General features: G+C 34.0%; 27 protein-coding genes and 1 tRNA gene. 15 read left to right on the forward strand and 13 right to left on the reverse strand.

Annotated elements, in window-relative coordinates; all coding sequences use genetic code 11:
- Position 1 precedes the first annotated feature (1 nt).
- Positions 2-505, forward strand: coding sequence for a DUF367 family protein (locus TZ01_RS06635; protein ID WP_052656816.1), 504 nt, complete (start codon positions 2-4; stop codon positions 503-505).
- Here the strand turns inward: TZ01_RS06635 and TZ01_RS06640 are convergent.
- The 4 genes from TZ01_RS06640 to TZ01_RS06655 form a co-directional block, all read right to left on the reverse strand.
- Complete coding sequence (locus TZ01_RS06640) at positions 502-1911, reverse strand: hypothetical protein (protein ID WP_052656817.1); 1410 nt, start codon at positions 1909-1911, stop codon at positions 502-504. The two genes, TZ01_RS06635 and TZ01_RS06640, sit on opposite strands and share 4 nt — an antisense overlap.
- A complete protein-coding gene (locus TZ01_RS06645) occupies positions 1911-2939 on the reverse strand; it encodes a DUF1611 domain-containing protein (RefSeq protein WP_048102022.1) in 1029 nt (342 codons plus the stop codon). The genes TZ01_RS06640 and TZ01_RS06645 overlap by 1 nt, the downstream gene beginning before the upstream one ends.
- Before the next feature lie 2 nt (positions 2940-2941).
- Positions 2942-3871 (reverse strand): pyridoxal-phosphate dependent enzyme, encoded by a 930-nt coding sequence (locus tag TZ01_RS06650; RefSeq protein WP_048102181.1) that lies wholly within the window; start codon positions 3869-3871, stop codon positions 2942-2944.
- Positions 3872-4010: 139 nt separating this feature from the next.
- On the reverse strand, positions 4011-4781 hold the full coding sequence (locus TZ01_RS06655) for a D-aminoacyl-tRNA deacylase (protein WP_048102023.1): 771 nt from the start codon (positions 4779-4781) through the stop codon (positions 4011-4013).
- A gap of 140 nt (positions 4782-4921) precedes the next feature.
- On the opposite strand from TZ01_RS06655, the gene TZ01_RS06660 reads away from it, so the two are divergent.
- From TZ01_RS06660 to TZ01_RS06680, 5 genes are all read left to right on the forward strand, one after another.
- Positions 4922-6214: a hypothetical protein gene (locus TZ01_RS06660; RefSeq protein WP_048102024.1), complete on the forward strand. Its 1293-nt coding sequence runs from the start codon at positions 4922-4924 to the stop codon at positions 6212-6214.
- A gap of 61 nt (positions 6215-6275) precedes the next feature.
- Positions 6276-7577 (forward strand): serine hydroxymethyltransferase, encoded by a 1302-nt coding sequence (gene glyA / locus TZ01_RS06665; RefSeq protein WP_048102025.1) that lies wholly within the window; start codon positions 6276-6278, stop codon positions 7575-7577.
- Positions 7578-7721: 144 nt separating this feature from the next.
- A complete protein-coding gene (locus TZ01_RS06670) occupies positions 7722-9176 on the forward strand; it encodes a cytochrome ubiquinol oxidase subunit I (protein WP_231563437.1) in 1455 nt (484 codons plus the stop codon).
- Between the two features lie 5 nt (positions 9177-9181).
- Positions 9182-10258: a hypothetical protein gene (locus tag TZ01_RS06675; RefSeq protein ID WP_048102027.1), complete on the forward strand. Its 1077-nt coding sequence runs from the start codon at positions 9182-9184 to the stop codon at positions 10256-10258.
- A 49-nt stretch (positions 10259-10307) separates the two neighbouring features.
- Positions 10308-10380, forward strand: a tRNA-Pro gene (locus tag TZ01_RS06680).
- Between the two features lie 165 nt (positions 10381-10545).
- On the opposite strand, the gene TZ01_RS06685 is transcribed toward TZ01_RS06680, so the two are convergent.
- Complete coding sequence (locus TZ01_RS06685) at positions 10546-10755, reverse strand: CDGSH iron-sulfur domain-containing protein (RefSeq protein ID WP_048102028.1); 210 nt, start codon at positions 10753-10755, stop codon at positions 10546-10548.
- 82 nt (positions 10756-10837) lie between these two features.
- On the opposite strand from TZ01_RS06685, the gene TZ01_RS06690 reads away from it, so the two are divergent.
- The gene (locus tag TZ01_RS06690) at positions 10838-12208 is read left to right on the forward strand and encodes a bifunctional ADP-dependent NAD(P)H-hydrate dehydratase/NAD(P)H-hydrate epimerase (RefSeq protein WP_048102029.1); all 1371 of its coding nucleotides are present in this window, start codon (positions 10838-10840) and stop codon (positions 12206-12208) included.
- Between the two features lie 24 nt (positions 12209-12232).
- Positions 12233-13408, forward strand: coding sequence for an AMP-binding protein (locus TZ01_RS06695; RefSeq protein ID WP_048102030.1), 1176 nt, complete (start codon positions 12233-12235; stop codon positions 13406-13408).
- Here TZ01_RS06695 and TZ01_RS06700 read toward each other — a convergent pair.
- From TZ01_RS06700 to TZ01_RS06715, 4 genes are all read right to left on the reverse strand, one after another.
- Positions 13380-13877: a hypothetical protein gene (locus TZ01_RS06700; protein ID WP_048102031.1), complete on the reverse strand. Its 498-nt coding sequence runs from the start codon at positions 13875-13877 to the stop codon at positions 13380-13382. The genes TZ01_RS06695 and TZ01_RS06700 overlap by 29 nt on opposite strands.
- A gap of 51 nt (positions 13878-13928) precedes the next feature.
- Positions 13929-14285, reverse strand: a complete 357-nt coding sequence (locus tag TZ01_RS06705) for a MarR family transcriptional regulator (protein ID WP_175266884.1) — start codon at positions 14283-14285, stop codon at positions 13929-13931.
- A gap of 146 nt (positions 14286-14431) precedes the next feature.
- Positions 14432-14689 carry a UPF0147 family protein gene (locus tag TZ01_RS06710; protein ID WP_082180466.1) on the reverse strand — a complete coding sequence of 86 codons (258 nt, stop codon included), beginning with the start codon at positions 14687-14689 and terminating at the stop codon, positions 14432-14434.
- Between the two features lie 4 nt (positions 14690-14693).
- Complete coding sequence (locus tag TZ01_RS06715) at positions 14694-14993, reverse strand: Lrp/AsnC ligand binding domain-containing protein (RefSeq protein WP_048102034.1); 300 nt, start codon at positions 14991-14993, stop codon at positions 14694-14696.
- 283 nt (positions 14994-15276) lie between these two features.
- Between TZ01_RS06715 and TZ01_RS06720 the strand changes: the two genes are divergently transcribed.
- Positions 15277-15873, forward strand: a complete 597-nt coding sequence (locus tag TZ01_RS06720) for a thymidine kinase (RefSeq protein ID WP_048102035.1) — start codon at positions 15277-15279, stop codon at positions 15871-15873.
- Here the strand turns inward: TZ01_RS06720 and TZ01_RS06725 are convergent.
- Positions 15870-16595: a hypothetical protein gene (locus tag TZ01_RS06725; RefSeq protein WP_156150335.1), complete on the reverse strand. Its 726-nt coding sequence runs from the start codon at positions 16593-16595 to the stop codon at positions 15870-15872. The genes TZ01_RS06720 and TZ01_RS06725 overlap by 4 nt on opposite strands.
- A gap of 127 nt (positions 16596-16722) precedes the next feature.
- On the opposite strand from TZ01_RS06725, the gene TZ01_RS06730 reads away from it, so the two are divergent.
- Together TZ01_RS06730 and TZ01_RS06735 are read left to right on the forward strand one after the other, a co-directional pair.
- A complete protein-coding gene (locus tag TZ01_RS06730; protein WP_048102037.1) occupies positions 16723-17625 on the forward strand; it encodes a homoserine kinase in 903 nt (300 codons plus the stop codon).
- On the forward strand, positions 17625-18725 hold the full coding sequence (locus tag TZ01_RS06735; protein WP_048102038.1) for an aminotransferase class V-fold PLP-dependent enzyme: 1101 nt from the start codon (positions 17625-17627) through the stop codon (positions 18723-18725). Before TZ01_RS06730 ends, TZ01_RS06735 begins: the two co-directional genes overlap by 1 nt.
- Here the strand turns inward: TZ01_RS06735 and TZ01_RS06740 are convergent.
- Positions 18715-19311, reverse strand: coding sequence for a mevalonate-3-phosphate 5-kinase (locus TZ01_RS06740; RefSeq protein WP_048102039.1), 597 nt, complete (start codon positions 19309-19311; stop codon positions 18715-18717). The two genes, TZ01_RS06735 and TZ01_RS06740, sit on opposite strands and share 11 nt — an antisense overlap.
- Positions 19312-19543: 232 nt before the next feature.
- Here TZ01_RS06740 and TZ01_RS06745 point away from each other — a divergent pair, with 232 nt between their 5' ends.
- The 3 genes from TZ01_RS06745 to TZ01_RS06755 are packed head-to-tail and all read left to right on the forward strand — an operon-like array spanning position 19544 to position 21499.
- Entirely contained in the window at positions 19544-20167 is a 624-nt protein-coding gene (locus tag TZ01_RS06745) for a superoxide dismutase (RefSeq protein ID WP_048102040.1), read from the forward strand.
- Between the two features lie 17 nt (positions 20168-20184).
- Positions 20185-20811 (forward strand): N-glycosylase/DNA lyase, encoded by a 627-nt coding sequence (locus TZ01_RS06750; RefSeq protein WP_048102041.1) that lies wholly within the window; start codon positions 20185-20187, stop codon positions 20809-20811.
- A 13-nt stretch (positions 20812-20824) separates the two neighbouring features.
- The gene (locus TZ01_RS06755) at positions 20825-21499 is read left to right on the forward strand and encodes a hypothetical protein (RefSeq protein WP_048102042.1); all 675 of its coding nucleotides are present in this window, start codon (positions 20825-20827) and stop codon (positions 21497-21499) included.
- Here TZ01_RS06755 and TZ01_RS06760 read toward each other — a convergent pair.
- Positions 21496-22914: a THUMP domain-containing protein gene (locus TZ01_RS06760; RefSeq protein WP_052656819.1), complete on the reverse strand. Its 1419-nt coding sequence runs from the start codon at positions 22912-22914 to the stop codon at positions 21496-21498. The two genes, TZ01_RS06755 and TZ01_RS06760, sit on opposite strands and share 4 nt — an antisense overlap.
- A gap of 247 nt (positions 22915-23161) precedes the next feature.
- Here TZ01_RS06760 and TZ01_RS06765 point away from each other — a divergent pair, with 247 nt between their 5' ends.
- Positions 23162-23716: an NADPH-dependent FMN reductase gene (locus TZ01_RS06765; RefSeq protein WP_048102183.1), complete on the forward strand. Its 555-nt coding sequence runs from the start codon at positions 23162-23164 to the stop codon at positions 23714-23716.
- 60 nt (positions 23717-23776) lie between these two features.
- Here TZ01_RS06765 and TZ01_RS06770 read toward each other — a convergent pair whose 3' ends face one another.
- Positions 23777-24955: a mandelate racemase/muconate lactonizing enzyme family protein gene (locus tag TZ01_RS06770; protein ID WP_048102043.1), complete on the reverse strand. Its 1179-nt coding sequence runs from the start codon at positions 24953-24955 to the stop codon at positions 23777-23779.
- Positions 24956-24972: the final 17 nt, after the last annotated feature.

A 24972-nucleotide genomic window follows, 5' to 3' on the forward strand; every position in this document is an offset into this window, starting at 1 on the left:
GATGATCTTGCAGAATAGAATATATTATGTATATTTAAAACAGGATGACCCAAAAAAATCCACAATGAAAAAACTGGAGCATTATGGTCTTGCCATTAAAATACGGGCTAATATGATAGGAAAAAAGCTGGTTTTAACCCCGTATTCTGATACATATCTTTTAAATTCTGACTCTTTTATTTACACAAATTATGGCATTTGCCTTATAGATGGTTCATGGAATTTAATAGATACAATAAAAAATTTAAGGGTAAAAAACGCAAGAAGGCTTCCACTTCTCTTACCTGTAAATCCAGTTAATTATGGAAAGCCGGGAAAATTATCATCACTGGAGGCTCTTGCAGCCTCTCTTTATATCATGGGATATCCTGATGCCGCATTTGAGGTTCTGTCAAAGTACTCATGGGCACAGAATTTCATAATAATTAATATGGAACCGCTGGAGGAATATAAAAAATGCAAGAATAATGAGGAATGCAGGGATGCCGAAAAATTATTTTTTTAAGTTTTTACCCATGTGCCGTTTTTAAGAGTATATGTTCCATCAGAGTATTTATTAATTATATTTATTATATTATCCCTAAAGTTTTCAGGAACCAGAGAAAACATGGTTTTTTCATATGGAAGTATGTGAATCCCGTTGACATGGCCGTAATCATTTGGATTTCCATTAATAAAACCAAGTTTTGTTTCAGTATATTTAAGTTCATCAGGGTCAAGCCTCATTTTTGCCCTTAAAACCCTCCTCTCAAGCAATCTAATGTCATCGTCTGAATATAATATTTCCTTCGGATTCCCGCCATTAGCCTCGATAAAAAGTAAAATGCCAAGACATTTTGAGCATTTCCCACATGGATATATTAAACCATTTTTTTCATGGCATGAGTGACATGACCTCTGATTTAAGTATAAATCATGATACCGGCCTATCAGAATTTTTTCTTCAAGAGATCCGGTAATTGGGTAAACTATTGAATAAACTCTTGTATTTATTCCCTTATTTCTCAGGTATTCTGACATCATTTCATTAAAATATGAGGTCTGATCGAATATGCCATAATAGTATTCAATACCATGGAATTTCCCCATTTCTCTGGGGTCATCAAATTCATCACCCATGATGATGTTACCAATTTTATATTTTAAAATCAATGGTAATGTCAAAAATATATAAATTGGGAAAATAAAGACCTGTATTGGATAATCATCAGCCTTTATGTTGATCATATCCTGCCTTAGTATTTTAATATGCCTTAACATTTCATGGTAAAATCTATCAACGTTCGACCATGTTTTTATTACATTTTTAAAATTTTTTTCATAATAATCAAATGCTGTTTTTGCTGTTAACCAGTGGGCGCCTGATTCCTCAAAAAAGAATGCGTAATTTTTGCCATTAGCATTTATTTCATTAAAAATACCGTAACCAAGAAGGCTCTCCTTGCCACCAGAGGACATTATTAAAACATTATTTTGGTCCATCTCATCATAAGATTTATCGTCTATTATTTGACTGGCAGTAACTTCAGTTATGCCGCATGCATTTTCCTCTGTAATATCATTATCCTTTGGTATATATTCTTCCTTAATGAAATCATATCTTCTGTTAATTATTTTATTAATGAAAACCTCCCTTGCGTTTATTTCTACAAAATTTTTAATCAAATTTAGGTCTGTTTTTGACAATGGATAATTTAATACAAGCCTCCTTGAAAAATATGTAAAATTAATTACAGGCATTGTAACTATAAGACCGGCAATATTTTTATCAGCTGTAATATCCTCCTTAAATGTAAAAATTAGCTTAAAGTGATTATCATCATATTTTATATCACCAATAATTCTGCGTTTTTCAATGGATAAAACACTAACCTCGATGCTATTAAAAGAGATAATATTATCAATAAACATTACATATCAGCTATTACGTCTGCAATTCTTTCGAACTCCTCTAATGGATCAAAAACAGGTATTCCAAATTTTCTATCAAGCCTCTGCTTTTCATCAGCTATTTCAGATTTTGTCATTTCCTCGGTGTTCAGTGCTATGGCAATAACCCGCCTGTCTGAAACAAGTTCCAGCACCTTTATATATTTTTCCAGCGGTGGTATTGTATATTCAGGAAAACCGTCATAAAATTTTCTTTTGGGGGCGTGCTGCAGTATAATTGCATCTGGCCTTAAAGCGCCTATAATTTCGAAGCCACCGGGATATGCAGGATGAAGTATAGATCCCTGACCCTCCAGAAACATGTATTCTGGTTTTTCCTCAGTCCATGCCTTGTATGCTATATACTCAAGTGAACCGGCAACAAAATCATTTATTATTGAATCCATAACAACAGTATAGGGAAATCCCTGCATCCATGATGTCTGACCTGTGCCAATAAGCTCAGATTTTTTTCCATGCTTAATCATTGCATTATTTAAATATACTGCTGTTGTTCTTTTACCAATGGCGCTATCTGTGCCAAGGACTGCTATTTTTTTTGATTTAACCTCATCTATTTTCCCTGTAAATGAGTATTCATATTTGTTAAATATCTTTCTTACATCTGTTATATAGACTCCATGCTTTAGTGCAAGCTCCGAGAATTCTGGGTCATCACTTATATACTGATGCAGACCGCTTACAATATTCATGCCAGATTCAATTGCCTCCCTTATATATGGTCTGTATTCCAGTGGAAGGTATCCTCCATCTGTTGCAACACCAACTATTAATGTTTCAGACCCGAGTGCTCTTGCCTCGGCAATTGATGATATTACCTTGATGTTGTTTGGCTTACCCATTAAAACGTAACCAGCATCCATGCCGTAATACCTTGAATCTATTACTGATGTGATCTGGTACCTCTTTGTAAACCTTACAAGACCATTTGCTGTTTTACCGTAAGTGGTGGCAAAATAACCCTCCGATAATACCGATGCCTTTTCCATTTTTAATTCCTCCCCGTAAGAAGTATAACACATGTTTCGTCCCTAACAACCCTTAGAGCCCCTGATACGGCAGAGCATGAGGCGGGAAGCACGGATAAACGATCAAGTCTTTCAAGCTCTTTTGATATATATAACATCTCCTCATCTGTTGAATAAAGGGCCCTGCCATGTGTTTCATATAAAACATTAAGGGCCTTCTGACCATCATATGACCTGTAGGCAACAAGGGGTTCATTTATCTTTGTTTCCTGAATATTATCTGGATTTAATTCCCTTATTTTTTTATAACCCCTTAAAAATGAATATATGATTGGGTTGCCATTGATTGTGCTATTGGCTATAAATGATGGAATTTTTTCTCCTGTTTTCATTGATATTCTCTTAAAACCAAGGTAGACACCGTACATTGTTGTTCCATTGCCAACAGGCACTGAAACGTATTCCGGCATTCTTCCAAGCTCATTATATATCTCCTCAGAGATTGCGGAATATGAATAATAATCAAGCTTTGAGTTGGCTGAACCGGGGCTTGCATCATACCATCCATTTGAGGCCGATAGCTCCCTGATATAATCCACCATTTCCTCATATTTCACAGGCTTTTCAATTATTTCTCCACCATAGTATGATATTTCATCCCTTCTTGCGCTAATATAATCTGAGGGTATTCCTATAACGGAGTGAAGGCCGTATTTTCTTGCATAATATGCTATGGATGCGCCATAATTACCACATGTTGCAACAGATATTGTATCATATCCGTGTGCAATTGCATTTTTTACATGGTTTTCGGAAATACGATCCTTCTGTGTACCTGTGGGATTATAACCCTCATATTTAAAATAAATATTCTCCCTTTTTAAAAAATTACCAAGATCAGAGTCTTTTATTAATGGCCTACCTGGAGGCTTTTCCTCCATATCTATTTCCATTTTTTTCACTTGTTAAACAATTTAATAATTTATAATATATAAATTTTTACCATTTAAATATAATTTCAGCCCCTGCATTTATAATATAAGGTTAAAAATAATAGTTTTTAATAATTCAAATACCAATTATTTTTAAAAATTAATCCCTTATTATTTCAAGGGAATATCTGTCTGCAACATCCTCAATCATTGATTTTACCCTTGCCTTTGTACCGTGTGAATCCATTAGAAAACCAGAGCATAATGGTGTTTTAATCACTGCATTTTCAATTTCTTCTAAACTAACAGTATCATGAACATATTTTGGTATTATATGCCCTATGTTTATGTCATTTTTAAAAAAGTATTCACTTATCTTTGGTGCGTAGTGACCACCACCAACACCAACGAAATTCTTATATTTTTTAATTTTCGGATTTATTATGGAACTTACCATTATTTCCTGTATGTTTTCCTGTGACCATTCTGATTCTGTTGTTCCTATTTCAATAAAGAATGATGGCTTTTCAAGATATGGCCCATGATGTGTTGCCTCAAAGGTTACCTCAAAATGATTATCATTATAGTTATTTTTAATATACCTCAGGCTGGCACTCATGTATTCGGGATCAGACATTACTATAATATTGCTTTTTCCACCAAGCGCTGCCTCTCTAAAATTTCCAATTGGGTGAACTGTTAATGATTTAACCCCAGCGCTGGATGAATGTTTAGATAGAAATATGACAGTACTAACATTGTCATGTATCGTTAAATTAGAGTAAATATGGAGTTCTTTAATAAACATTAATGTATAATCACCATACTTATATTCTGATTCACCAGTTCTTTCAAAAGGAAAAATCTCAAGCAATTTTTTAGCCATGGCAGTGCTTGCCCCGTCCTGTTCAGATGCAATTATTAAGATCATTTCAATGGTAATTACCTCAAATTATAAGTTATTTTGTAAGTTTTGAGAAATATTGTATAATTATAAATATATTTTAATTAATAATTTAGTGAAATAAGCATATAATAAACTTTTAATAAGTAATTTAGTTATTTAAACTTATGAAGATTAAGATAATAATAGCCACAATACTTGTAGCGTTTATGCTTTTAGGTGTTATGTCCGCCCTGCCTGCCGTTCAGGGAAATGTTAACAGCATGTATCCTTCCATGGGAATGGGATTTTCTGGTGAAATTAACAACCATTTCCATAGCCGGGGGAATTATGGTGCAAGCCTAAATTATAGTACGATCAACAATACAGTATATGGACAGTATTTAAAATTGAATTATAAAAATGGATATTTCTCAAATATAACATACAATCCAACAGGAACCATGATAATTAGCAACATGTATGCAAATTCATCAGGTTCTGTAAGTCATATTTATACTCCTTTATTTACATCAGATGACAACATACACACTCTTGGCAGTCTTATGATTTATTACAATTATTCTACTTTTATAGTAATGCACAACAATCCTGCGCTAGAGAGCAATATAATGATTAATGGTACATATTTCCATATAAATGCCCCATCCAGTGCCAAAATTTACAATACAACAAACAATATGCAGGTTAGTGCATCGGCAAATGCCTCTTTAAATGCACAGGCCAATAGCACGGTATTTGGAAACGCTTCAATGTCTGTTAATGTTATGGCCAACTTTAATCATGTAATAAATGCAGGAAAAAATATGATAATAATAGATAACAACGGAACAGTAGCATTCATATTTGTGCATAATGGAAATTTCGTAATCAGTGGTCAGAATATAACCATAATGCCAGTAAATGGCACGGCTTTTATTAATATTGTTGTTCCACCCGGAATGCAGAAGGTACCGGTAAATACAACATTAACCAGTGCAATTTTAAAGGGTAAAATAGCGTCTGAAATAGCCCTGGAAAGGGTTAATGGCACACTGGAAAACAACACAGTGAACTATAACTCGTCAATAAACTTTAAATTTGACAAAAATACGACAAGCAACGCTGTTTTTGATGTTAACTCAACAGTAAACCATTCAACAATTGTGGCCATATTTATTAGTAACAGTGTGTTAAAGGACAACGGGCATGCCTATGTTAAATTTGATGGCAGCGTTGCAAAGGAGGTAAATGTATCAACCCTGCTAAATGAAACAAGCACAACAACGCCCTATTATTCATATGTTAATACAAGTTCGGGAATGTTCATTATGCTTTATGTACCACATTTTTCAAACCATGTGATTGAGGTCTCAAATGTGCCATTTACCAGTTATACAATGTACTACATAATAATAGGTGTGATAGTTATAATTGCAATAATCGGCTCTGTGATATATATTGAGAGAAGAAAAAAATAAAATAAATTTATTTTTTATATAAAACTAAAATTAGATATACTTTTTAATGTTGTCTATTTTAATGGTAAACAGAGAGGATGAATTTTTAGAGGATGCCTTGTATATTAGACAGCTTGCCCAGAAACATAACAAATTTTTTGAGGAGAGTATTCCTCTTATTGCTTCTGAAAATATAATGAGCCCAATGGCCATGGAGATGCTTTTAACTGATTTCGGCTTTAGATATGCAGAGGGATTGCCACATAAGAGGTACTATCAGGGAAATTATTATGTTGACCAGCTTGAGGATAGGGTAATGGATCTCGGCAGGGAATTATTTAAATCCAAATATGTTGACCCCAGGCCATTATCTGGAACAAATTCCAACATGGCTGTGCTATATGCATTTACAAAACCTGGAGATCTAATCGCCACGCCATCACTTTCTGGAGGGGGACACATAAGCTCTGCCTCATTTGGTGCTGTTGGTTTTAGGGGACTTAAAACAGTAAATTATCCCTTTGATATAGATGAAATGAATATAGATGTGGATGGCACAATAAAACTTTTGAAGCAGAATAAGCCAAAGGTATGCTGGTTTGGTCAGTCTGTATTCCTCTTTCCTACCCCGTTAAAGGAATTAAATGATGTTTTTAATGAAATTGGCGCAACCGTGGTTTATGATGGTGCACATGTCCTTGGATTAATAGCAGGAAAGCAGTTTCAGGATCCATTAAGGGAGGGGGCCGAGATTATAACAGGAAGCACGCATAAAACACTGCCTGGACCGCAGCATGGCATAATTATTGGTGAAACCAGTGAGGATAAATGGAAGAAGGTACAGCGTGGCGTCTTTCCTGGAACATTAAGCAATCATCACATCAATGCAATGGCTGCCCTTGGCATAACCCTTGCGGAACATTTACAATTTGGTGAGGACTATGCAAAACAGATAATTAAAAATGCCCAGCTTCTTGGAGAGGAACTAAATAAATATGGTTTTAAGGTTCTTGGTGAAAAAAATGGATTTACAAAATCCCACACGCTCGCTGTGGATGTATCTGCACAGGGTGGTGGAAAGTATGTTGCTGAAACCCTTGAAAAGGCAGGCATAATACTTAATAAGAACCTATTACCCTATGATGATAATAAAAAATCACAGAATCCAAGCGGAATAAGAATAGGCACCCAGGAAATAACCAGAATAGGATTCAAGGAGGATGATGTAAAACATCTTGCTGAACTAATCAATGATATAATCATGAAAAATAAAAATATTGAAAAAATGAAATCTGAGGTCGCTGAATTCAAGTCAAAATTCACGGAAATACAGTATTGCTTTGGAAAATTTAGACCTTATCAGTACATAAATATATACAAATAAATTTCTTAATTTATGAATTTATAATCATAAATTGATATATTATATATATATTATGACGATTTAGGTAAAAAATAAGTTTAAATATGATTTTGTTATATAATACCGATTAATATGATAATTTCTTATCCGAATTGGGATGCTGCTATGTTTGCGTATACAATTTCAGCCCATATACTGCTTGTATCATTGAGTATGGGCCTTGCCATAACAGTTACCATAGCCGAATTCCTTGCGCTAAGAAAAAAGGACAAGTATTACGATACACTTGCATATAAATTATCAAAGGCACTGGTGATATTCTTTGCAGTAGGTACTGCGTCCGGTACGGTTATGGCCATGGAACTGTTCCTGTTCTGGCCAACCTTCATGAGGCTTGTTGGCGAGGTTTCTATGGGGCCATTTTATGTCGAGGTATTCTCGTTCCTTCTTGAGGCAATTGCACTGCCAATGTACGTTTATTTCTGGAAGGACTTTAAAAACAGATGGGAACACTGGGGGTTATCGCTGGCAGTTACAATAGGAACCTATCTTTCAGCGTTTACGGTCACAGAAATAAATGCGTGGATGAATACACCCAATGGGTTTAACATATCTGAGTATCTTGCATCAGGTGGCAAGGTAATTACTGGAGTTAACCCATTTCAGCCATTCTTAACAGTATCAACGGCAGCAGAGGAGCTTCACATGTCAGGTGCAGTATACTATGCAGGAATTGCAATGATCTTTGGATATCTTGTTTATAAATACATGAAAACCACAAATGCGTCTGAGAAAATGATATACAGAAGGGGAATAAATATAACAGCAGTATTTATGATACTTGATATAATATATCTTGGTATAACCGGATCTAATGAGCTTTCAACACTGCTTGTCATAGAGCCAATTAAATATGCAGCACTTGAACAGGATCTGGTTCCCACAACGTATGGAGCGCCTGAACATATATTTGGTATACTTATAAACCACCATCCTGCATATTATGTTAATCTCCCGCTTGCCCAGTCACTTCTTGCTTATCCATTTACCTTTGGTCACGGATACATTCCGGGACTTATAAACCTAACAACCTATCATGGTGTAACCGATTATGCTGTATGGCCACCATCATTCGTCCATGATACACTTGACCTTATGGTTGGCTTTGGAGTATTAATGGGCTTCTTCTGGTTATATGTCGTTGTTCAGTATTTCAGGAAGAAGGATCCATTAAGCCAGAAGCACACATTAATTGGAGGCCTTGTGGTTGCTGTAATGGGAGTGTTTACAATGGAGGATGGATGGTACACAGCAGAGGTTGGCAGGGTTCCATTTATTATTAAATCACCAACACCGGGTGGAATACTTGTTAACGGCCATATGTATTATGGTGTAATGACCATTGCACAGGCTGCATCAACATCACCCATAGTATTTCCTCTGGGTATTGCAATAATAGCGTTTTACATAATAATATTCCCGATAACCTTTTACTACGCCGCAAAGGTAATGAAACTCTCAAATGTTGAGGAGGATCTAAAGCTCGGAGAGGGGGACATAATAAAGGAAGAGGAAAGGAAGAACAAAGGGTCTACCGGCACCAAGGCTGGAATGAGGTGATTAAAATGGATTACTTATTTTCTATACATTTTGATGTTTTATTTCTTATTGTTGCGGTTGCTTCCATGGTAACAATGTTTGGAACAGAATTGATGGCTGTTGTTCCTGTAATAACCGGTTTAAAGAATGACAAGGTAAGATTAAATGTGCTTTCATACATTGTCCCGGTTTGGGAGGTTGTTGGTACATTCTTTGTGCTTTGGCTTGTTGACATGGAAAATGTTATACCTGTTTTAATGCCGGCCATGGCGTATTCATTATTCCCGTTATTCGCAATATTTATCTTCTTCCTCGTTGCGAGAAATGCTTTTATTATATATGCCGAGTTCATGTGGCATGGCAATAAATACTTCGATGAGAGAAAGCTATACATAATATACGGCGTTGCGACCTTCATAATGGGACTCATGGCATTTTCGATTCTTGCAGCAATCACAAGTGGATATGGAATGTACCTTTATGGATACGGAAAATATTCAAGCATTGGTTACTCAAACAGCTATACCAATTTTGTGAAATTATATTCACATGCAGATGTAATTGGATTTATAATCGGTGGACTAATACTTGCCAATGGAATAAGCAGGGTATTTTACAGACTTTCCGATATAAACAAACCCTTTGAAAGGGTTTTACCATTAATACTTGTCATAGTTGGTCTTGCAATATTTATGCCGTCCTATTATTTCCTGTCACTAAAGGATTACATGGTAAACTCAGATTTCATAATAATACCCATAATTCTTGCATTAATAATACCAATTCTTTATATGTTTAAGTCAACAACATATCTGGCCTCCTATAAACCTTTTGTAATTCTTTTAAGCATAATATCTGTTGCCTTCCTGGAACTCAGGGTTTATCCATATGTATTTGGATACTCCAATAATCCGGCATTCATTCCTGATGTATTAACAGACTCTGCAATGCAGTACCTTGCTTTAATTATATCCGTGGTGGGCGGTACATGGCTGGTATTAATGATGATATACTACGGATATGTATCAAATCACAGAATGGCAAAAATCATACCACCAAGGGAGACACAGAGAGATAAAACAGCAAACACAACAAAAAACTAAATTTTTAGTAATATAAATTATTATATACCTTTTTTAAATTATGTTCTTAGGGGCTGTGGGGTAGCTTGGTATCCTACGGGCTTTGGGAGCCTGAGACTCCGATTCAAATTCGGACAGCCCCATTTCCGCAATGATGAAAATTACCATTAAATGATTTATGATTAATGACGGGCAAGCTGAGCGGTTTTATAATAATTTTTATGGCAGGTATCTTGTTAAGTTTATTAAGAATAATTAAATATAAAACTATTAACATTGATTAAATAATGATTAAAAATTAAATTAATTTAGGGATTATCATAAAATGAGTTTACCTCAACACGATTGCCGTTTTTGTCGTATAAGAATATTCCCTGTCCCTCATCCACTGTTTTCATGTGGTGACCATCGCAGTATGGTTTGTTGTCTGATAAGCCGCATCCGCATATATGCACCTCCTTGTCGCCAACCTTAACAACATATGGCCTGTTTCTTTCATGCAGTACTATTCTTGACATAATTATAATATCAAAATCTATTATTAAAACATATTGTTTAAATCCGCGGTTAATATTAAGTACTCAAAAATAATTATTTTATATGGATTATATTGAGGCAAAAAGGGATGATTTAAATTACTCAAAAACCTACGGCGATACATACAATTTAATGATAAATGCAGGAAGGGCGGTGGCAAAATTCGTTTCATCAAAATTTAAACAGCATTCAAAGGTCTTAATTGTATGTGGAACAGGAAACAATGCGGGTGATGGTATTATGGCATCCAGTTTTTTAAACTGTATGGACGTTAAAATTCAGTTTATTAAAGAACCATTTGATCTTAAAACATATGAGGCAAGGAGGGCATTTAATGAGAATAATCAAAAATATTTTACCATAGAGGATCTGGATAAAAATATACAGGAATCTGAAATAATAATAGATGCAATTTTTGGTATAGGCATTAATGGCTCACCAAGGGAGCCATACAGTTCTGTAATATCCAAAATTAATTCAAGTGGTAAGATAATTGTATCGGTTGATGTGCCGTCAGGTTTCCCATATCCCGGATCTGTAAAGCCAGATTACACAGTTACATTTACAGGTATTAAGGATGGCATGACCAGTGAAACGTGTGGAGAAATAATTGTATCAGATATAGGCATTCCTGAAAACATAATTAAGTACTCTGGCCGTGGTGATTTATTATACATTCCAAAACCATTACAGGATTCACATAAGGGTATGAATGGCCGGGTAGCATTAATATCAGGATTCACATATTCAGGTTCAGCCATTATAGCGGCCAGGGCAGCATATAACACCGGGGTGGATCTGGTCAGGGTTTATACATCACAGAATAATTACAATATAATTTCTTCCTATTCGGCAGGTTTAATTGTAAGAACATTTAATGATCTTGATAATGATGACATTAATCAGAACGATGCCATACTAATTGGTCCTGGCCTTGGTTTAAACCCGGGATACAGGGATATCCTTATAAATATTATTAAAAAATATAATGGAATAATAATAGCAGATGCAGATGCATTAAAACTTTTAAGCCCAGGGCATCTTGAGGGTAAAAAATGTGCAGTTACACCACATGCTGGAGAATTCAAAATGTTTTATGGGGTTGATGCAACAGAGGAGAATGCAGTTAAAATGTCAAAGAAATATGGTATCATTACTGTATTAAAGGGCAAGGTGGATATAATTACAGATGGGGATAACATATTTTATACATCTGGTGGAAATGCAAGGATGACAATGGGTGGAACCGGCGATATGCTGGCAGGACTAATAGCCGGTATGGCTGCAAAGCATATTAATCTGATAAGGGCATGCATGATTGGCACTTATATAAATAAGGAGGCTGCAAGAATATGCTATGATGATCTGGGCTATTATTATTCAATAGATGACATGATTAATAAAATACCCTATGTTATAAATAATAAGATTTAAAAGTGGATTATACATATATTTTTAATGTTAAATTTCCTGAAGGGGCCCTTAAAGGTACCAGAAATATCTATATGCGAGCTTTTTGAAAGAAATGCAGGTGTAAATAAAAGCCAGCCCTTTATGATATTTAGGGGAAAATTCATAACATACTTCAAATTTAGCAAATACATAAATTCAATGGCCTATGAGTTAAAAGCTCACGGCGCATATCAAAATATAGTGGCAGTTGCAATAGAAAATCCACCAGAATTCCTGATATCTGTACTTGCTGCCATGAAGGCTGGTAATTCGGTTATGATATTTAATGAGGATAATTTAAACAACGAGGAATTGTTTTACTCCACTGTTAACAAAATGAACATAAAAACAGTTATTATTTGCAGTAAATATATAAAAAAAATAAAAATTCATGATGATTTAACATATATAGTTTCAGATGCAGGTTATTTTCTAACAACCGGAAAATCCCTTATAAATTCTTTAAAATCAAGAAATAGAATAAAATATGTTAAAAATATACTAAGCCTTGGGGATTTTATATATTCTGATAATTCCATTAATGAATACGCCAATAATCCTAATGTAAAGGTTATTTTTACGGATGGTGAGAATATATTCGCATTCGATGATAATGACATAACCTCTGAAACAATAATAATCAACTACTGGATGCCAAAGATAGACAGGAGGCCATATTTTTACTCTACAATGCCGGTTAACACACCGCTTGGATTTTTATATGGAATTATGATTCCATTATCATTTTCTGGCACCTCCCTATATGGAGATTTAAAATTATTAAAAAAAATTGATGTGGATTTCTTAATATTAGATGGTATAGATCCCATAAATAACATGGGCATGGCATCCTATTTAGATGATATTAGATATTTTATTTCCCCAAATTACGATGAAAAACTGTATGAAAAAATATTAAAGGAATTTAAAAAGGGGTTAATATCAGGTTATTCAAGTAATTTATTGCTAACCACGCATTTAAATCCCTTTACTGACATAAGGCCAGGTTCCATGGGAATGATTTTAAACAACATTAATTATAAAATTGATGATGACCATATAATGTACATAAATTCTCCAATGGCAGCAGGTATATTTAACGGCAAGGAATTTATTAAACATGAATGGTACAGTACTTATAGGATGGTAAAAATTATTGATGATTACTTTTATCCGCTATAAATTTTTTATTAAAAATAAAGAGAAGCCTGCCAAATAAAAGCGCTGTGAAAAAATTTGCTACAGCATAGGCAATATAATAGTATAATGCTATTATTATACCCGTTCCCAGTTCATATGCAGGCACTATCAGAAATACAAAAAACCACAGAATTAAGACCAGAAAATTTGTTTTTGAAATCATATCCTTACCGGGCACATGTTTATAATACTTAAGTAGCAGTATGGAAAAAATTATACCAAAAACTATCCCTATAATAAATAATGATCTTATTTGACCATCTATCAATTCAGTAAGGAATATTGAATAGTATGCAGGTTTAATTCCAAAGGCATCCACGATTTCATCTATAAATACTATTATAATTGCAAAATTAACTATTGAACTTATAATAAAATAGATAAAACCTGATATAAGGCCGTTTTTAATTCCTGATGTTACACTCCCCATAAAAACAGATGGCAAATACACACATAACGTTTTCCAAATTCAATATAAAAATATTTAAATTTAAAATTTTATTTATTTCTGAAAGGTTTTTAACTGGTTTATTGTATTGTTTATTTCCTCTATTTTCTTTTCACGGTCGTTGATTATCTCTTCCAGTATTTCATTGAAATCCTTGGAAAGTTTGTAACCATGTATTGGTCTTCCCTTGCCCTCCTTTTTCATATTCCTTTTTACTATCCAGCCCTTTCTCCTGAGCCACTGCATGGCTATGGAAACCTCAGGCTGCCTTAAACCGGTTTCCCGTTCTATTTCCACTGATGTTATCTCGCCCTTATCCTTTATATATACCAGTGTGTATGCGACGCTTCTTGGTATGTCAGATACCATAAGATATTTGGCTAGCTTATTAACCTCTTCTGAAAGTGCCATAATAATCGGTTATTAATATTATAATAATATATATATTTAACTATTTAAAATAAAATTAATATATAATATTTTCAAATGTCTGCATCGCTTATATTATTTACAAAAAAATCTATTCATAATTTATATAAAATTAAATGGTTTATTAATTATGATTTTGAAAGTGATTCTAACTTGCTTATTAATGTATATATTGCTGCCCTTCCATGAGACGGTACATTTGGATCATTAGAGATATCATCAAGTTTTGATATTATTGTTGCACACTTTAAATCAAGGCTTTCCTTACCATTTTGTAATTTTTCCTTTGAATCAGATGAAGTTTTTCTGACATTTCTGGGTATAGAAGTGTCCTCTGCCAGTTCATCCATTAGTTCCAAAATTTCGTTATACAATTTTTCATCCATTATATCACCTCATATACACGTCCTTAATGATGGATAACACCATCATTGTTTTTGATTTTTTTATCCCCTGAATATTATTTAACTCCCTAACTATAAATTTTTCCAGGGTCTGGTAATCGGGGAATCTTACCTTGATGAGCAGGTCATAATCTCCTGTAACAACCATGATCTCCTCAACGTTCTTATTTTCGGCAATTTTTTCACCGATATCCTCAACCATGTTTATATCGGCCTCAATGCCTATCATAGCTGTAACTATTTTGTTATCATAGTACTCCTTGAAATTTGTTATCTCTGCCTCCATTTATTCACCCGATATTTTAATTCTTAATGCTATTTAAACACATAATATTTTCTAATAAGTTTTAAATCTCATTATTTTCCCACGGAATTAATATTCATTTATATAATTATCAAATCGATAACCAAAAATTATGGAGATAATAAAAACTTAAATGTAAATTCATTATTTTTACATATGTATGCGATAATTTCTTATAATTATTCCAGCATTATCCATAAAATTATGCAACCAAACATAAGTAATTTATTAAATTAAAATATACACGTATATGAAAAATATCATCATGGGAAAATTAACTGTCATCACAGGGCCCATGTTTTCTGGCAAAACTTCGAGGCTCATAGAATTATTGGAGCGTGAAATGCTTGCAGGGAGAAATACTCTACTTTTTAAACCTGAAATAGACAAGAGATATGATACAACATATGTAACAACACATAAGGGCATAAGGCTTCCTGCAATAGTTGTAAGCGTTGATAATGATGGCGTTAAAAAAATTAAAACGTTGTCTGAGGGTGTTGACGTAATAGGCATTGATGAGGCACAGTTCTGGGATCACGATTCCATACTTCCAGAGGTTGTCGATTCCATCGCCTCCATGAAAAAAATTGTTTATATAGCAGCATTAAATAAGAACCACCTTGGAATCCCGTTTAAAACTTCACAGGAGATTATAGCAAGGGCCGATCAGGTTTATTCCCTCACAGCTGTATGTGCTAAATGCGGTGAGGATGCAACATTTACACAAAGGGTTATGAATGGCAGGGAGGTATTTGGTGAGGCCATCAAAATTGGTGGGATGGAGAGCTACGAACCCAGATGCAGAAACTGCTTTGTTTTTCCTTCTGTGGAGGATATAAAAAAATTAAATGGGACCTAAAAAAACTGTAGGCAATCATTAAAATTATCTGGCATATGTATGCTTGCCTTTTTACCGCCACGGTCTAAAAAACCTTTAATTGATATTAGTTTATTAAGTGTGTTTTTGTCCCCCCTGTTAACCAGATAATTATTTATGTTATTAATTTTTGAACCAAGATTTCTGTTGATTAAATTATTAAAATCATATAAAATCAAATATTCATCTGCATCCAAAAGCGTGGAGAGAAAGGATGATGCTGCATCAATATCTGGATTTATACCTGCATATTCAAAATACTGTAAATGTGGAAACATTGAAACTGCAGTTCCAGCCATGGCAACAGGTATGTAGCCATCGGAGGCAAGGGATCCTATGGCATTTCTTTCCGGTATATCCAAAATTGACATTGAGGATCTGTCATAAATAATCCTGGTATTTATAGAGACCATTTCCCTTGATAGACCAAGCTCGTATTTTATTTTTTCATATGTATTTTGAATAATGTTCCCAAGATAGCCCTGCAGCATTGATGAATATTCATAATTATTTAATGAATGATTTTTACCGGTTACATAATTAATGCCCTGTGAATACTGTATTGTAAAGATTAATTCGTCATCCGGTATGTTCTGAAATATCTGTAAAAGTATCCTTTCTATTGCCCCAGTTAGATTATTAATATTTACATCCGTGTTTTTAATCGCTGAATCCAGATCTAAATAAATTAACCTCCTTTCCAAATTATCACGCTGGAACATATCCAGAAAAGATATAAAATAATGCATTGTTTAATATTTCTGCACATGATATTACTGATAGTAATATAAAGTTGAATAATAAATTTATTAAATGAAAACATAGCAAAGTATGAAGATTAAGGAGTTAAGTTATTCATCATCCGCCAATCTCGGTCCAGGTTATGATATTTTATCCCTAAGCCATCGTGCCTTTAAGGACGAGGTAGAAATAGAGGAAAATAATACCGGAAAAATAAGAATCTTTTCGGATAATACACCTGAAGACCCCATGAAAAATACGGCGGGTCTTAGTCTTATACAGATTATGAAGGATAGAAAAATTAAATTAGGCATAGATATAACAATAAATAAGGGCGTTCCCGTTGGACTTGGCCTGGGCAGCAGCGGTGCCTCCTCATCAGCTGCTGTAAAGGCTTTTAATAAAATGTTTGATTTAAATTTAACAAATGATGAAATGGTATATTATTCAATGTATGGTGAAATTGCGGCCTGCGGGTCTGCCCACCCGGATAATGTTTCTTCTGGCATATATGGTGGAATGACGCTAATAACATCAACTGAACCAGTCAGGGTCAGAAAAATAGATATTAAGTATAAACCGCATCTAATGCTTGTTATACCAGATATTAAAATAGAGGAAAAAACAAAACTGGCTAGATCAATGGTGCCCAAAAATATAGATATTAAAGATATGGTACGCCAAACCTCAAGACTTTCATTGATGCTTCTCGGGTTTTTAAATGGTGAACGGCAGGCAATAAGAGACGGCATGAATGATGAGATAGTTGAAAAATCCAGAAATGGTTTATTCCCATTTTATGGTGAGATAAAATCAATGGCCATAGATGAGAATGCGGTTTCTGCATGTATTAGTGGTGCGGGTCCAACAATACTTATTTTTACTGATGAAAGAACAAATAAAAATGGCATTATCAGTGGCACTGATGAAATATTAGGTAAATATGGTTTAAATTATAAGATTGTGGAAACTGAAATTGTGGAGGGATATTAATGAACGATATTAGTGATGGTATTTTTGCAAAACCCCTTACATTTCCCATTTACCAGACAAGTTCCTATGTTGTCCCGGGTGGTGAAAAATACCGGTATTCAAGGGAATATAATCCGACAGTTGAAAATGTGGGACTAAAAATTAAGGCAATGGAACATGCTGAGGCATATAACGCGTTTTCATCGGGCATGGGTGCTATCACAACCACGGTGTTATCATTAATACATCCTGGAGATAGGGCGTTGATACACCTTGATACCTTTGCAAGGAGTTACCACTTTTTCACAGAATATTTAAGATCATGGGGGGTTAAAATTGATGTCGCAGATCCGGGAACAGATAATATAATTAAGTCCATAAAAAACGATACAAAGCTGGTATTTATTGAGAGCCTTTCAAACCCTATATTAAGGGTTAATGATATTAAGGCCATATCAGAAAAATGCAGGGAAACGGGTTCATTGCTTATTGTTGATGCAACATTTTCCACACCGGTAAACATACACCCGCTGGACCTTGGTGCGGATATAGTTATACACAGTGCATCAAAATTTATATCCGGTCATAATGATGCAATAGCAGGTTTTGCTGCGGGCAGGGAGGATCTTATAGAAAAAATAGACAACATGAGAAGAACCCTTGGAACATCAATGGATCCGAACACTGCATTTCTTGTAAACCAGGGAATTAAAACACTTGAACTTCGCATGGAGAGGATAAATAAAAATGCGAATATAATTGCGCATGAACTTCAGGATTCAGGCAATGTTAAAAACGTTATATATCCCGGTCTTGATAATCATCCGGATCATGAAATAGCATTAAAATATATGAACGGATTCTCAGGGGTAGTTGATTTTGAAATACAGGGTGATGTGGAAAAATTTTTTAAAAATTTAAAAAATGTTGTGCCCGCAAATACCCTTGGGGGAATAAACACAATCATATCAAATCCATTCACAATGTCACACAGGTCGCTCAATGAAAGTGAGTTAAAAATATTAAATGTAAACAAAAAATTTATGAGATTATCAGTTGGAATAGAGAACCCTGACATTATCATCAAAGATTTATTAAATGCAGCCTCAGCTACTGATTGATTTTATCTTCTATATATTTTATTATCTTTTTCCTTGCAAGCTGATAATTTGTTGAGTCAACGGTAAAAACATCGTATTTTTTTAATAAATTAAGTGTATATTTCTCCATAACCTCATATACAGGAAGCTGCTGCACAAGGCGGTATCCGGGGGAATTAATATGTGTAAATTTTTCCCTGCTGTTCAGCATTTCCTCATGAACATTATGATCAGAGACATAAATATATATTTTTATTATATCATCAATTATATTTTTATCAATAAGTTCTGGTATATAATAAAGTGTCTCAAGTATTAACGGCTCACCATTCCTAATCGCACGGGCAAGGACAGCATTTATACCGCTATACATTATTTTTGACTGTTCATAATATCCTTTAATGATATTATCCTCAGTTTTCTCTCCAAAAAACTGCCATGATTCATATACACTTTTTGATAGTATTTCACCAGCATAGGGCCTTAAAAATTCCCTTAAATAATCCCCAGAAAGAATAATATTTATATTAAATTCTCTGGCCACATAACCTGCCATGCTAGTTTTTCCAACACCCGGTATGCCGCCAATTAATATCACTGGAAACATGACCGTATAATATACATTTATTAATAAAGTTTACAAAATTTTTTGATGCTCATAATTATATAAATTAAAAAATATTAATATGTTTTAAAATAATTATACAAAATTATAAGATTTATATAACTATATTCATTATTTTAAATATTTATATACATAAAAATTGTATATATTATATTTTAAGCTGTAATTTTATCAATAAATTTTTAAATGATAAAATAATACTAAAAGGATAATTATGGCAACAGAAACATGGGAAGTTAAGGAAAAATTAAGACCAAGAGGATTGGACGGCATTTCAGACACACAGATAGACTACCATTTTGACGCCCATTATAAAGGATATGTTGCAAAGTTGAATGAAATATGGTCAAAATTACCTTCTGTGGACCTTTCAAAGGCAAACCAGAACTACAGTGACCTTAGGGAGATGAAGCTTGAGGAAACCTTTAACTATGATGGTTCAATGCTACACGAATATTACTTTGAATCACTAACAAAGGATCATGTTGAGATGCCAGCTTCTGTAAAAGAACAGATAGAGAAGGATTTTGGTAGCTATGAGAACTTTGTTGCACTTTTCAAGGCCACAGGAACAGCTTTCAGGGGCTGGGCACATTTAATATTTGATTTAAACTACGGCAAATTAAGGGTTGTTGGTGCAGATATACACAGCGCTGCAGCAATATGGAACGCACTTATGATACTTCCACTGGATGTTTATGAGCATGCATATTACGTGGATTACGGCGCAAAGAGGGCCCCATATCTTGATGCCTTCATGAAGAACGTAAACTGGAAGGTTGTTGAAAAAAGACTTGAAAGGGCAAAAAGAGTTTACGAAGCTTTTAAGAAAGAATAAAAATTTTAATTTTTTTTATGTATAGCAATTTATTTGTCGATAAGGTAAATGAAATAAGGGATAATTATTTTAACAGTATTGAGGAACGTGTTGCAGATTTTAAAAATATGGGAAAATCCAGAAACAGATCGCTTTTTATTGAATTAAGCTTCTGCATACTGACTGCAAATACATCAGCCGAGATGGGCATAAGAACACAGAGGTATATAAATGAGGGGTTTATAGACTATGATTTGGAGACTTTAAGATCAGAACTCAGGAAGATAAAATATAGATTTTACAATAAAAGATCAGAGTATATAGTAAACGCCAGATTCATTATACCGGATTTAAAAAAATTATTAAGGAACAGGGACAGATATTACGTGCGGGAATATCTTGTTGAAAATATCAAGGGTGTTGGATATAAGGAGGCTTCACATTTTCTGAGAAATGTTGGTATTTTTGATTTTGCAATACTTGACAAGCACATAATGAAATTACTGCATAATTTCGGATTTTTCAATGATATAAAGATAAAATCAGGAAAGGATTACAAAAAATATGAGGAAATTTTTAATTCCATTGCATATGATTTTGGAATGGAACCGGGAATTTTTGATCTGTATTTATGGAAGATGGCTACAGGTAAAATTCTTAAATAGGCAGTGATAAAAATTGAGGGTTATAGCAACACACGAATATGTTAAAAATTTTATAAAGCATACAGGGGATAAATTACCCATGGTTATTGGCAAATGCCTTGATGATACCGTTTCAAAGATGGTGTATTTCAAAAACAGGCATATAATAAACAGGGATATAACAATAAAGGCCCTGAGAAGTTATACTGCACTTTTAAAGGATGAACTGCATAAAAACTGCATATCTCTGGAAAATTCTGATTTAAGGTATTATTATGCCATGGGATGGAAATTTATAAACGCATTTAAAAAAAGCGTAATATATGAAAATTCACTGTTAAGGGATAGAACTAGAATAATTATAATAAATGATGAGGCCGGAATATATGCACAGCCAGATTTTGTGGATTACGAAAATAAAACCATATATGAAATGAAAAGCTTTTCACTAAAACCCCTACCTGAATATGTCAGGCTGCAGGCAAGAGTCTTCCAGCTTGCATATCCAGATTTCAAAACTGTGCTTATTGCCTTTCCACGGGATCAGGATTACATAAAGGTGCAGAACATTAAATTAAGGGAGTATAAGGATGTTACAAAAAACAGGCTTTTAAGGGAAATATATAATTTCACAATGCAAAATGGGAGGGATATGGATATGTTCACTGCCATTGGAAACAAGAAATATATTAAATATAAACTTGATTAATTTTTTTGCATGGATTTCAAATCCCTTTCTGAGACATAGTATGCATTAAAACCATGTTTTGACATAATGGAAGCAGCATATGCACTGTTCAGTCCCTTCTTACAGTAAAATACATAATTTTTAAACCTGTCTGCATGTTCAATAAAATTTCTAAGCTCACCGAGGTTTAAATTTATGGCTCCGGGTTCATGCCAGTTTTCATAATCAGATCCTGATCTAAGATCAATGAATTCAACATTATCAAGTTCGCCCCTGAATCTTTTATTTTTTATTGATTTTATATAATCATCTATTGTATTTTTATCAATTTCAACAAGCTCCTGCATATAATCTTTGACATTGAATTTTTTAATTTCATTGTAAAAATCCTTATGGTTAACTATTATTCCCGGATTTTTTGAAAAAAGAGAACAGAATTCTGCTGATGATTGATTCATAAATAAGGATTTTGATTTTGAATAATTAATGGTTTCCTCCTTATCAAAACCTATTAAAGGCCTGTAAACTGGATATTTTATCCCCTCGGATATAAGCATAAGATTCTGTGGGGTTTGAGATGAAACCTGCCCTATTGATTCCCCAGTAACCATACCATTATATCCGTATTTCTCGCATAAATATTCAGCGTATTCATACAATAGTTTTTTAAAAATTATATTTGTATACATTTGATCTGGATGCTCGGATATGGCAGTAACCAGTTTTGACCCATCAATTATGAATATTTTTGCATTATAACCTATTGAATATTTATCCAAAAGATTTTTGGCCGCCATGAGCATCTGAACGGTATCCACTGGATGCGCAAGGCTGCAAAATAATAAGTCTGTGGCAGAACCACGTTTCATAACCATATATGTGGCCACCGGTGAATCTATACCTCCAGAAAAAAGCGATAATAATTTACCCTCAGATTTTAATGGAAGACCCCCTGGACCTTCTATCTTTTCGGTAAATAAATAAAATCTATTATCCCTTATTTCTATGTATATCCTTATATCTGGATGTTCAAGATCGACACCTGCAGAGTATTTATACAGCGCATCCCCAAGAATTTTTTCTATATCCATTGATGTAAAACTGTGTGATCCACTTCTTTTAGCAGACACTGCAAATTTTTTCCCTGAAATCATGCCAGAAAATTTTGAAACTGTAATGCTTACAATTTCCTCAATGGTTCTAAATTTAAATTCCTCGGCATGTGAGAATGATTTTATTCCAAAAATTCTTGGAAGTATGTCGTATAATAATTTAGAATCAGTAAATATATATATTCTTCCGTCACTTTTTTTAAATTCTGGAAATATATTATAACGTTCCAGTTCGGATTTTATATTCTGTATTAATATATTTTCCATCTGTCTTCTGGATTTTTCACCCTTTAACCCTATTTCAGAATATCTTATAATGAACATTTGATTACACATTTTATATTTGTATTTATTAATTATGAATTTTGAACCCATAACAGGTACTGTAGCCAGAAGATATTTGAAACCACTCACAAAAGGTTCATCAAGAATTATGTTACTATAAAATTATTCCAAACAGGATATGATAGAATATTTTATTAATCATGTCAGAAGATTCAAGTTGAATAATATAAATTCACTTTACTTCTATATAGCAAATGTTTATAATTTATACTTATATCTTAACTGCATGGAAAATACACACATACTTGGATTTGGTGGTAGCCTTAGAAGGCAATCCTATAATACATATTTGTTAAAAGCTTGCACGGAGCTAATGCCAGATGGATCTGAACTTGAAATAGCAGATATATCAAATCTCCCATTCTTTAATCAGGACATGGAGAATAATTACCCTGAAAATGTTAAAAATTTTAAAAATAAAATCAAAAATGCAGATGGCATTCTAATAGTAACACCTGAATATAATTACTCTGTTCCGGGCTTTTTGAAAAATGCAATTGATCTTGCATCAAGACCATACGGTGATAATTCTTTTGATGGAAAACCTGTGGCAATAATGAGTGCCTCAATAGGTATGATAGGTGGTGCAAGAGCACAGTACCATCTAAGACAGAGCTGCGTTTTTCTTAACATGATACCGGTAAACAAACCTGAGGTTATGGTACCATTTGCACAGCAGAAATTTGATGAAAACGGAAAATTAAATGATGAAACTGCAATCAAATTTATGCGTGAACTATTGCAAAATCTTGTGGATTTAAGCAGACAGCTAAAAAAGTAATAAGGTTTTATAAAAAACGCCAGTATATAAATAATATTTATAAAATTTTTAAATAATTAATTATTGCTTAAATGTGCCTGAAACAACCCATGGTGGTTCATTAGGGTTTAGTGGTTCCATGGCTTCGGTTCTGCTCTCATTTAATATTTTTTCATTAACCTCTATTCCAAGACCTGGTTTCCCAGATAGCCTGAAAAAACCATTTTCTATGGTGTATCCCGTAAATAAGGATTTTTTCCACTCGGGCCATGATTCCTCAAAACTTTCCTGTATAAGGAAATTTGGAATTGTGTAATCAACATTAAGCGTGGCCGCTGTCTGCACAGGTCCAAAGGCATTATGAAATGCCACAGGAACGCCAAAGGCATCAGCAACAGCAGCTATTTTTTTGCCCTCAAGTATTCCCTTTGAATTTGTTATATCTGGCTGTATGATGTCCACCATGCCAGATGAAATAAATCTGGCAAAATCCTCCTTGTTTAAAAGCCTCTCACCAAGGGCCACCGGCGTGTTTACATATTTTTTAAAATCATAAAGCCCGAATTCAAGTTCCGGATGCACCGGTTCCTCAATGAAAAGTGGATTGTATGGATCCAGCGCCTCCCCTGCCATTATGGCGTATTTTGTTGAAAACCTGCCATGGCATTCTATTAATAAATCTATATCATCACCAAGTTCCTCACGCATCTTTGAAACTATGCTAACTGAATGTTTTAATCCCTCTGTGGATAGTTTATCATAATTATTTCCAAATGGATCAAATTTAAATGCTTTATATCCTTTATTTACCAGTTTTTTGGCCTTTGAGACAAAATCTTCTGGTTCCACACAGTCAGAATACCATCCGTTTGCATAGGCCTTAATTTTATCATTAAAAACGCCACCAAGCATCTTATAAACTGGTGTTCCAAGATCCTTTCCAATAAGATCCCATGAGGCTATTTCAAATGCACTTAATGCTGCTGTTTCCTCTATAGATTTGGATATATAAAAAGCATTTTTGTAATATTCCCTGTTGTTTGCCTCTATATTGTAATAATCCTTATCCTGAAAAATCCTTGAAACCTCCTTCATGCTTTCAAGCACCGGATGTGTCATTAATGTTGTTGGTGCCTCTCCATAGCCGACATTTCCGTTTGACGATGTTAGCCTTAAAATGAGTATGGTTGAGCTCCATGGGGATGATTTTTCTTCGGGAGACCCCAGCTCCAGAATATCTATATTTGTTATTTTTTCCATATTATTAAAATATTTTC

The sequence above is a fragment of the Acidiplasma sp. MBA-1 genome (assembly GCF_000949015.1).
Classification (GTDB): domain Archaea; phylum Thermoplasmatota; class Thermoplasmata; order Thermoplasmatales; family Thermoplasmataceae; genus Acidiplasma; species Acidiplasma aeolicum.